Source organism: Mycobacterium sp. (assembly GCF_050701515.1).
Taxonomy (GTDB): Bacteria; Actinomycetota; Actinomycetes; order Mycobacteriales; family Mycobacteriaceae; genus Mycobacterium.
Window position 1 is genome coordinate 1 of the sequence record NZ_JBOGDB010000223.1, and the last position, 10,007, is coordinate 10,007.

Consider the following 10,007-nt stretch of genomic DNA (forward strand, 5'->3'; position numbering starts at 1 on the left):
CCCTCGCACCCTGACGGTGCCGGGCGCCCGCACCCCCGTCGATGTTCCGCCCGCCGAACCGCCCGCAGGGCCGGCCGCCCTGGACGCGCGACGGCGTGAGGGCGGCTTCGGCGCGTCCTGCACCGCAGCCTCCTGTTCTGTCATCACGCCTGCCTTGGATCCAGCATCAGGTCAACCCAATTCTCCGCAGGCGCCAGTTTGGCAACACCTGGCGCATACACGCCAGTCCCGCCGGCCGGATCGACAAAGACACCGGTCCTTTCGTCATAGGTGGTGACGGCGTCCCCCTGCCCTTCGGGCGGGTGGTGCCCCCAGGCCAGCGGCGGACCCTCCGCGGGCAACGGCGGTGGCGGCGGCGCTTCGGCCGGCGCGGGGGGTGGCGCCGGCGGCGGTCTGCCGTACGGCGGAACTAGGTGGTCGCCTGGAGCGAAGAACGGCCATGGCGGCGGCATGCCGGGCTCGTTCGGCGGAAACGGCAACGGGTACGGCGCGTGGGGCGCCGGCCCCGGGCCCGGCGGAATCCCGGGAGGCAGCTGCACCACCGGCGGTCCCGGATCGGGGTCCACCTGCGGCGGGATGAACGGGAACTTGTTGGGCGGCAGGATGTTTCGCCCGTCTGGCTCGAAGGTATCATCTTCCATTTGGCCCATCGGCGTCCCGTAAGGAAGCGGCGGGCCGCGCCACGGGTTGGTGCCGATCGGCACGTAGCCGTTCGGATCCCGGCAGAGCTGGACGGTGGGTGCCCGCTTTCCGGGGAATTCCTGGCACGGATAGTTACGCGCGCCACGCACCACGCTCGCATCGTTCTGCGCGGTCTTGCAGTACATGTCCGTGGGAAGTTCACGCAGTGTGGTGTCGGCCGGTGTCCGGATCATTGGCGGCGGGATGAACCCCACCGAACAGGGCGGTGGGTCGCCGAGGGAGATCTTGAAGTCCAGCTTGCCGCCCTCGTCGGCCGGCACGCCACCGGCCACGGTGTTGAGCGCGGCCATCAGTGCCGGGAAGATCACCAGCGCCTGCTCCAGCGATTTGTTGTAGATCACTCCGATGCGGCCGAAGTTGGCCAGGTTGGCGGCCAGTATCGGGAACGTCGGCCGGATGCCGGTGAACGTGGTGTTGGCGGCCTCGGTTGCGCCAGGGACGGACTGCAACACCGAGCGCACCTGCTGATCGGCGCCGGCCACCTCGCCGGTGAAGCGGGCCAGGCCGTCGGCGAGTGATCTGATGTTGTCGCCACTGCGGATCTGCGCGTCCAGGAACGGCCCGGCCTGGTCGATCAGCTGGGTGACCTGCCCGTAGTTGGCGTTCGCCTCGTCGACCAGCAGTCGCGCGGACTGGATCAACCGCGCTAATTCGGGCCCGGAGCCGTTGAATGCCTTGAAGGTTTCACTCAACAGCTCCTCTACCCGGCTGTCGCCGATGCTGCTGACGAGAGCGTCGGCTTCCTTCAGCAGACCGGCGATGTCCTGGCCGACGGCGGTGTTCTGCTGGTCGATGCTCGACCCGTTACGCAGTTTGTCCGATGCCGGTTCGTCCGGTGGCACCAGGTCGATGTACTGCTCGCCTACCGCCGAGACACTCTTGACCGTCGCGGTGACGTTCTCCGGCACCGGCGTGTTGCTGTTCAGCCGCATGCGGGCGACCACACCGTTGTCGGTGAGCCCGACCGACTCCACCCGCCCGATGGTCACTCCGCGATAGGTGACGTTGGCGTTCTCGTAGAGCCCCCCGCCGGCAACGAAGTTCGCGTTGACCTTGTACGAGCCGATACCGACCGCGGCGGGCAGATGCAGGTAGAAAGCCGAGATCGCGCCGACGGTGAGCACCGTGACAATCGCGAAGATCGCCAGTTGCAGCCGGGTGGTTCGGTCCAGCATCAGGGTGCCTTCCCTTCATGCTGGGTGGCAGTCCCCGGCGGAATCTGGAACGGATCGGCGGCCTGGCCCGACAAGTTCGCCAGCGATCCGGTCATGAAGTCGGGTGCATTGATGATCTCATCCATGTGCCTCATGTTCGGATCGAGGCCAAGCGACGTCGTGAAAACGGTCTCGCCGACGCGCCGCAGAGTCAGGTCGAACGTGGTGAACACGTTGAGGTAGTCACCCCGCACGGCGTTGCGCAGATACTTGTAGTGGAACGGGAAGGTCGGCAAGAACTCCAAGTCCTTGATCAAGTAATCGGCGTTGTCGTTGAAGGCCTTGATAACCGGATAGAGGTCCTTGAAGTCGGCGGCGAAATCCTCCTTGGTCTCCGACAGGATGCGAGCCGCGATGGTGGCGAAGCTACCCAGCGCACCAAACGCGTCGACGATGTTCGCACGGTTGTTGTTCAGCACCTCCAGCGCCGCGGGCAGCGTGTCCAGCGTTCGTCCCAGGCTGTCCTTGCTGCGCGCCAGGATTCCGGCGAAACGGTCCAGTCCTTCGGCGGCGGCGATGATGTCGCCGGTCTGGCGGTCCAGCGAAGCGGTCAACTCGGCGAGTCGGGGCACCAAGTCGGTGAAACTACCCGCGCGACCCGCGACCGCGTTATACGTCTCGTCGGTGATGTCTTGCAGCGCACCGAGATTGCCCTTGTTGACCACGACACCCAACGACGACAGGACTTCCTCGGTGGTCGGGTATCGACCGGTCCGGTCCAGCGGGATATTGGCTCCTTCGCCGAGCTTGCCGGTCGGCGGCTCATCGACCGGCTCGGCCAGCTCCACGTGCTGGGAACCCAGCAGCGAGGTCTGGGCCACCCTGGCCCTGGCGTTGGCAGGCAACTTGACATTGCGGTCCAGCGACAGTTGCACGGCTGCGTAGAAGCTGCCGTCTGGACGCTGCACCGCGTCGATGCCGGACACGCTGCCTACGGTGACATCATCGACCATCACCGGGGAGTTCTGCGGCAAGGTGGCCACGTCGGGCAGCTCCACGGTGATCTGGTATGAGCCGGCACCGTGGCCCGCAGTGCCCGGCAAATTAACCGAGTTCAGGCCACCGAACTGGCAGCCGGCCAGCAAGGCGGTGCTGGCCGCCACCGCCGTGGCCCGTGACGCATTGCGGCGCATCATCCACCCCCCGCCTCGGCCGGCTGGGGGCACCACCCGCCCGAAGGGCAGGGGGACGGCGGACCGGGCGGCGCGCCACCGCCGCCTGCGGGTCCGGCTTCCGGGCCCCCGGCGTGCGACGTCGACGGTGCCGGCCCAAGGATCAGCGAGCTGAGATCGGTGTCGGCCGAGATCTGGGGCGGCGTTACGCCCGGCGCGGGTTGCCACTGCAGATACGACACAGGGGTCTGCGCCTTGGCCTCGGTGGCGGGGCTGTCGTAGGTGATCTGGCCCTTGTAGGCCTGGATGCTGTTGATCGGGTGGAACAGCACTGGCGGATAGTTCATCGTTATCCGCCGCAGCACCGGTGCCATGCGCTGGCGGCAGATCTCGGCGCGCTTGAATTCGTCAGGAGTCGCCCCGATCTCGTATGCGCCGCCGCAGATGAATTGCACCGGGTTGGCGAAGTTCGGCAGCGACAGCAGACCGCCCACCGAGCCCTGGGCCGGGCTGTAGATGTTGTAGAAGTTCGCCAAGCCGTTGGGCGTGATGTGCAGGATCTGCTCGATGTCATCGCTGTGGTCGGTGAGGATCTGGGTGAAGTCGGCCAGCTTGCCGATTTGGGCGATCAGCGCGTCGTTGCTCTCGTTCAGGAAGCCCCGCACATCGCTGAGCGCCTGCGTCAGGGTGCCCAGCGTGTTGTCGAGGTCGGTGGAGCTGTCGGCGAGCACCTGGGAGACCGAGGCGACGTGATCGGTGAATTGCACGATCTGTTCGTTGCTGTTGGACAGCGCGTTGACCAGCACCTGCAGATTTCTGATGGTGCCGAACAGGTCGGTACGCGAGTCGCCCAGCCGCCCGGCGGTCTGCGACAGTTCCCGCAGCGCCTGCCGGAAGGAGTCACCGTTGCCGTCGAAGGTGTCGGCGGCCTGGTTGACGAATGCGCTGAGCGGGCCCTGCATCGAACCCGGCTCTGGTCCGAGTTGCGCACTCAGCTGGGTCAGTTGATCTTTGACCTCGTCCCACTCGACCGGAACGGCGGTGCGGTCCAGCCCGATGGTCGCGTCGTCGCCCAGCTCCGGACCGCCGGTATAGGCCGGGGCGAGCTGAACGAACCTGGCCGACACCAGGTTCGGCGCAATGACGAGTGCCTTGGCGTCGGCGGGCACCTTGACGTTGCTATCGACCGTCATGGTGACTTTCACGTCACGGGCCCGCGGCTCGATCGAATCGATCGTCCCGACCGGAACACCCACCACCCGGACGTCGTCACCGGGGTAGAGACCGACCGCGGAGCTGAAATGGCCGACGATGGTGTGCCCGGCCCGCGCCGGCCACACCAGGTACACGCCGACCGCCAGCGTCGCGACCAGGAGCGCGGCGAGGGCGATGCGCAGCCAGCGGCTGCGGTCGATGGCCTGATCAGCGTGCGTCATGGCGACTTCGGCCTAATGATCAGCCGCTCGGAAATAAACCCGCGCAGGTAGTCGGCCAGGCTATCGGGCAGCTTGCCCGGCTGGAAGTACGTGTCGAGAAGCACCTCGGCAAGGTTCGCGGGCGGCAGCCCGTACAGGTTGATGTTGAACCCGGGACCGTTGGCGACCACTTCGCCCAGCGCGGTCGCGTACGGCGGCAGCCGTTTCAGCGCTTCGCCGATATGCTCCCTGCGCTCGAGCAGGTTGTCCATCACCAGGTTCAGCTTTTCCAGCGCGGGCTTGAACTCCCTCCGATTGTCGGCAACAAAACCGGACAGCTGCTGGGAAACGTCGTCGATGCCTGCGATCAGGTTGCTCAGGGCTTGACGACGCTCATCCAGCGCGGCAAACAGCAGATTGCCGTCGACGACGAGCTGGTTCACCTGACCGGCACGCTGCGCCAACGTGTCGGAGACCCTCTTGGCGTGCGCCAGCAGTTGTTCCAGCGCCTGGTCGCGCTTGTTGAGGCTGCGCGACAGCGCCGCCACTCCGTCCAGCGCGCCACGCAGCTGCGGCGTCGCGTCCCGCAGGGTGTCGGTCAGGGTATGCAATGCCTGCTCGAACCGCGGCTTGTCCAGTTCGGAGGCGTTCTGGCCGAGATCCTGCAGTGCGGTGTTGAGGGTGTACGGAGTAGTGGTGCGACCCAACGGGATCACCGTCGACGAGCCGCTGCCCCGCGGTGTGACCGCGAGGGACTTCTCGCCCAGCACGGTATCGGTCTTGATCGCGACCAGCGACTGGTCGCCTACCCTGATGTCCCGGTCGACGGTGAAAGTGACCTTGGCGGCGTCCCCGGCCAACGCGACCCCGGTCACCTTGCCGACCGCGATGCCCGACACATTGACGAGGCTGCCGGGGTCGATCCCGCCGGCGTCGGTGAAATACGCCTCGTACGGCTTGCCCTGCGGCCAGAACGGCAGGCCGGTGTACCCGAACGAAACCAGCACCAGACACGCCACCAGGGCGATGCCGAATATCCCGGTGCGCAGCGGGTTGCGCTCGCCTGCCCTAGCCACTCTCCGAACACCTCCCCTTCGACGGGTCCGGCGGACCGCCGAACGGAATCAAGATGTCGCTACCCGCCGGACCGTTGATCTTGATCCGGACCGAGCAGAAATAGATGTTGAAGAATGCCCCGTATGCGCCGAGGGCGTTGAGCCGCAGGTAGTTCTCCGCCAGCGGCTCGATGACCTTGTTCACGTCGCCCTTGCGTTCGTCGAGCCGTTGTGCAAGGGGACGGACGTTCTCGATCACGCCCTGCACCGGACGACGTGAGGATTCCAGCATCTCGGTCAGGTCGTTCTCGGCCGATGCCAATGGGCCGATGGCGCCGGCGATCGGGTCGCGACCCTCGGCCAGTCCGGTGATCAACTTCTGCAGCTGATCCACGCTGGCATCGAACTGTGCGCCCTTTTCGTCGATCGTGCCCAGCACGGTGTTGAGGTTGTTGATCACGTCGCCGATGAGTTGGTCTCGGGCAGCGAGGTTTTGGGTGAAGGCACTGGTCGTCGACAGCAGCTCGGAAAGCGCGCCGCCTTGGCCTTGCAGCAGTTCGATGACCGCGTTGGAGACCTCGTTGATCTTCGAGCCGTCCAGACCCTTGAGCACGGGTCGCAGGCCGCCCAGCAGCGCATCGAGATCAAGTGCCGGCTGAGTGTTGTCCTTGGCAATGGTTGCGCCCGGCGGGAGCTTCCTCAGTTCGCCTGGGCCCGAGGTGATCTCCAGATAGCGGTCGCCCACCAGGTTCTCGTAGCGCACCACCGCCCGCGTCGACGTGTAAAGCTGATAACGCTTGTTCACATCGAACGCGACGTCGACGGTATTGTCCGGGTTCAGCTTTACGGCGTTGACGGTGCCCACCGGCACGCCGGCGATCCGCACGTCCTGCCCGGGCTTCAGCCGCGACGCGTCGGTGAAGGTCGCGTGATAGCCCTTGTCGGCCGCAAACCGGAACTCGCCGAACACCACCACCAACATCGCCGCGACGAGCAACATCGCGACGGTGAAGACGCTCACGTTGATCAGAGTCCGGTTGGCCCGCATCAGAAATCGTCCCTCTCGGCGTAGGCGCCGTTGAACAGGAACTGCAGCGTGGAGGGAGCATCGAACTGCAGCTCGGTGTTGGGTTGGAACGGCACATAGGCGTTGTCGGTGACCAGGAACGGCGAGCGGTACCAGGAACCACCGAACTGTTTGGACGGAACATCCGGTAGGCCGCGGCAATTGGGCCCGCCGGAAGCATTCACGATCGGCAGGCTCTCCGGGTAGGTGTAGGCAGGCACGCCGGGGATGAAGTTCGACGCCACGAACAGACCCGGTCGAATGCCGCCGATGATCGGGGCGAACCGGTCGATGCCTATTGCGACGCCCTGCAGAATACAGCCGAACTCGGGCGAGTACTCACCGGCCACCTTCAGTGGCGCCCGCAGCCGCTGGACGGCGGCGATGTAGTCGTCGGCCGCCGGCTCCAGCGTGGCGGTGCCGTTGTTGGCCAACCCGATCGCGGCCAGCAGCGTCGCGTTCAGATTGTCTTGCTCATCGACGAGGGTGGTGTTGATGGTCGGCACGTTCTCGGTGATCGTGACTATGTCCGGCGCGGCGTCGGCATAGATATTCGCCACTGCGGCCGTCTTGCGGAAGTCCTCGTGCAGTGTCGGCAGCTTCGGATTCAGCTGCTGCAGATAGTAATTCAGCCCGGCAAGCAACGCCCCCAGGTCGTCGCCGTTGCCGCGCAAACCTTCAGCCAGCGCGCTGAGGGTGGCGTTCAGGTTGACCGGGTCGATCTTGTCCAGCACGTCGGTCAGTGTCTGGAACAGCGTGTTGACTTCCAGCTGCACCGAGGACGCCTGAACCTGGGCACCCGGCCGCAACGGGTTGGCGGTGGGCTCGTCCGGCGGCAGGAACTCCACCGACTTGGCGCCGAAAATGGTGTTGCTGGCGATGCGGACGTTGGCGTTGGCCGGGATGTAGCGCAGCTGGCTGCTGTCGATGGACAGCGTCAGCTTCGCCGCATCTCCGGCGTAGTCGATCGCCTTGACCTCGCCGATCTGGATGCCGCGGTACTTGACCTTGGCGTCGGGGTCCATCATCAAGCCCGCGCGCGGCGAGGTCACCGTCACGGTGTCGGTGGAAGTGAAGGCGGCGGTATACGCCAGGTAGGTGAACACCGTGGCGGCGATGACCAAGGCGGCAAGGATTGCCGCGGCAACCCTCACATGGCTGCGCTTGGCGTCACCGTCAGACATCGTTCCCCCACCTATCCGGAAAGGTTGAAGTTACCGGACGCGCCGTACACGGCGAGCGAGATGAACAGGGTGATGGTCACGACGACGATGAGGGACGTGCGGACCGCCTGGCCGACGGCGATTCCGACGCCGACCGGGCCGCCGGATGCGTTGTAGCCGTAATAGGTATGCACCAGCATCACCGCGATCGACATCACGATGGCCTGCAGGAACGACCACAACAGGTCGGTCGGTATCAGGAACGTGTTGAAGTAGTGGTCGTACAGGCCGGCGGACTGGTCATTGATGAAGACGGTGGTGAAGCGGGCGGCGAAGAACGCCGCCAGCACCGACAGCGAGTACAGCGGGATGATCGCGATCATCCCGGCCAGCAGCCGGGTGGAGACCAGGTACGACACCGAGTGCACGGCCATCGCTTCCACGGCATCGATCTCCTCGGCGACCCGCATGGCGCCGAGCTGGGCGGTGGTGCCGGCGCCGATGGTGGCCGCCAGCGCGATTCCGGCGATCACCGGCGCGACGATGCGCACGTTGAGAAACGCGGACAGGAAGCCGGTCAATGCCTCGATGCCGATGTTGCCGAGCGACGAATAGCCCTGCACCGCGATGACGCCACCCGACGCCAGGGTCAGGAATGCCGCGACGCCGACCGTGCCGCCGATCATCACCAGCGCGCCGGTGCCCATCGTCATCTCGGCGATGTTCCGGATCGTCTCCTTGCGGTACCGGCTGACCGCGTTGGGGATGTAGCGGATCGTCTCGCCGTAGAACAGCGCCTGCTCACCGACGTTGTCGACGGCCTTGGGCACCCACCGGAAGAACCGGCGGAAACGGACCGTGGCGTCGTAGCTCATGCCTCGACTCCCACTCGCTCCGGTCCTCGCTGCGCTGCGATCCTCACTCGCGCTCGCCTTCGGGTGCTCATCGGCTGCTCACCGGACCAACACGCGGACACCGATCGCGGTCATGACGACGTTGATCACGAACAGGCAGATGAACGCGTACACGACGGTTTCGTTGACGGCGGTACCGACGCCCTTCGGCCCACCCTGGACTGTCAGGCCGCGGTAGCAGCCCACCAGCCCGGCGACCACGCCGAACAGCAAGGCCTTCACCTCCGCGAGCACCAGTTCACCGAGGCCGGTGAGCACCGTCAGGCCGTTGATGAAGGCGCCCGGGTTGACGCCCTGCAGGAAGACGGAGAAGACGTAGCCCCCGGCCAGGCCGATCGCGCACACCAGTCCGTTCAGCAGCAGCGCCACGAAGGTGGAGGCCAGCACCCGTGGCACGACCAAGCGCTGGACCGGGTCGATGCCCAGCACCCGCATCGCGTCGATCTCCTCGCGGATGGTGCGGGCCCCGAGGTCGGCGCAGATCGCGGTGGCGCCGGCACCGGCCACCACGAGCACGGTGACCACCGGCCCGAGCTGGGTGATGGTGCCGAACGCCGTGCCGGCCCCGGACAGGTCGGCGGCGCCGATCTCGCGGAGCAGGATGTTGAGGGTGAACGCCACCAGCACGGTGAACGGAATGGCGACCAGCAGCGTCGGGAGTATCGACACCCGCGCGATCATCCAGGTCTGATCGAGGAACTCGCGGAACTGAAACGGCCGACGGAAGGTCTTCGCGAACGTGTCGATCGACATTTCGACGAACCCGCCCACGGCCCGGGCCGGAACCGCGAGCTGTTCGATCAACCTCGGCTCCGTTCTCGGGGCGGGGTGTTCTCGAACAACCGCCATGGCGAAGAGTCAGAGACTGCTCGTCGCGGCGGCCTTTCCACCCCTTGGTCGGACGTTGCTCTAAGTGAGCCGGATCATACTAACTAGAACAAGTTCGCAGTGTCAAAGAACGGCAAAATGAGACGGAAAAGCCTATTTTGTCCAGGTCAGAAGGGGTGTGACGGACGCCATCCTAGAACGTGTTCTAGGAGTGAACAATCCGTCTCTAACCCATCAGCTCCGTTGCCGAAAATCCCCGCCCGGGGTCGCGGCCAGCAAAGTATTCACGCAGGGTTGAACTGAGCTCGGCGGGCGCCCAGGCGTCGGCGTCCGCGGTGAATTGCTGCTCGGCGGTAGGCGCCGCCAGCAGCGTTACCGTCGGGCCGTACACGATGAAAAGCTGACCGTTGACAGCGTCCGCCGCCGGCGCGGCCAGGAAGCGAACAAGCGAGACGACGTGCTCGGGCGAAAGGCTGTCGAACTCGCCCTCGGCAAGCTCGGGTGCATCGCCGAACACGTCGGCCGTCATCGCGGTGCG

Annotated in this window: 8 protein-coding genes and 1 pseudogene; all 9 read right to left on the bottom strand. The window is 65.8% G+C overall.

What is annotated here, in order from left to right; all coding sequences use genetic code 11:
- Positions 1-143 precede the first annotated feature (143 nt).
- Complete coding sequence (locus ACRDU5_RS17545) at positions 144-1,877, bottom strand: MCE family protein (protein ID WP_526615950.1); 1,734 nt, start codon at positions 1,875-1,877, stop codon at positions 144-146.
- Positions 1,877-3,049 (bottom strand): MCE family protein, encoded by a 1,173-nt coding sequence (locus tag ACRDU5_RS17550; RefSeq protein WP_526615951.1) that lies wholly within the window; start codon positions 3,047-3,049, stop codon positions 1,877-1,879. The genes ACRDU5_RS17545 and ACRDU5_RS17550 overlap by 1 nt, the downstream gene beginning before the upstream one ends.
- Entirely contained in the window at positions 3,049-4,464 is a 1,416-nt protein-coding gene (locus ACRDU5_RS17555) for an MCE family protein (protein WP_526615953.1), read from the bottom strand. Before ACRDU5_RS17555 ends, ACRDU5_RS17550 begins: the two co-directional genes overlap by 1 nt.
- The gene (locus ACRDU5_RS17560; protein WP_526615954.1) at positions 4,461-5,519 is read right to left on the bottom strand and encodes a virulence factor Mce family protein; all 1,059 of its coding nucleotides are present in this window, start codon (positions 5,517-5,519) and stop codon (positions 4,461-4,463) included. The genes ACRDU5_RS17555 and ACRDU5_RS17560 overlap by 4 nt, the downstream gene beginning before the upstream one ends.
- Positions 5,512-6,546 carry an MCE family protein gene (locus ACRDU5_RS17565; RefSeq protein WP_526615956.1) on the bottom strand — a complete coding sequence of 345 codons (1,035 nt, stop codon included), beginning with the start codon at positions 6,544-6,546 and terminating at the stop codon, positions 5,512-5,514. Before ACRDU5_RS17565 ends, ACRDU5_RS17560 begins: the two co-directional genes overlap by 8 nt.
- Positions 6,546-7,748 (bottom strand): MCE family protein, encoded by a 1,203-nt coding sequence (locus tag ACRDU5_RS17570; protein WP_526615957.1) that lies wholly within the window; start codon positions 7,746-7,748, stop codon positions 6,546-6,548. Before ACRDU5_RS17570 ends, ACRDU5_RS17565 begins: the two co-directional genes overlap by 1 nt.
- Positions 7,749-7,759: 11 nt before the next feature.
- Positions 7,760-8,602, bottom strand: a complete 843-nt coding sequence (locus ACRDU5_RS17575; protein ID WP_526615958.1) for an MlaE family ABC transporter permease — start codon at positions 8,600-8,602, stop codon at positions 7,760-7,762.
- A gap of 78 nt (positions 8,603-8,680) precedes the next feature.
- The gene (locus tag ACRDU5_RS17580) at positions 8,681-9,445 is read right to left on the bottom strand and encodes an MlaE family ABC transporter permease (protein ID WP_526615959.1); all 765 of its coding nucleotides are present in this window, start codon (positions 9,443-9,445) and stop codon (positions 8,681-8,683) included.
- A gap of 250 nt (positions 9,446-9,695) precedes the next feature.
- A pseudogene (locus ACRDU5_RS17585) lies at positions 9,696-10,007 on the bottom strand (short chain dehydrogenase); the annotation flags it as partial.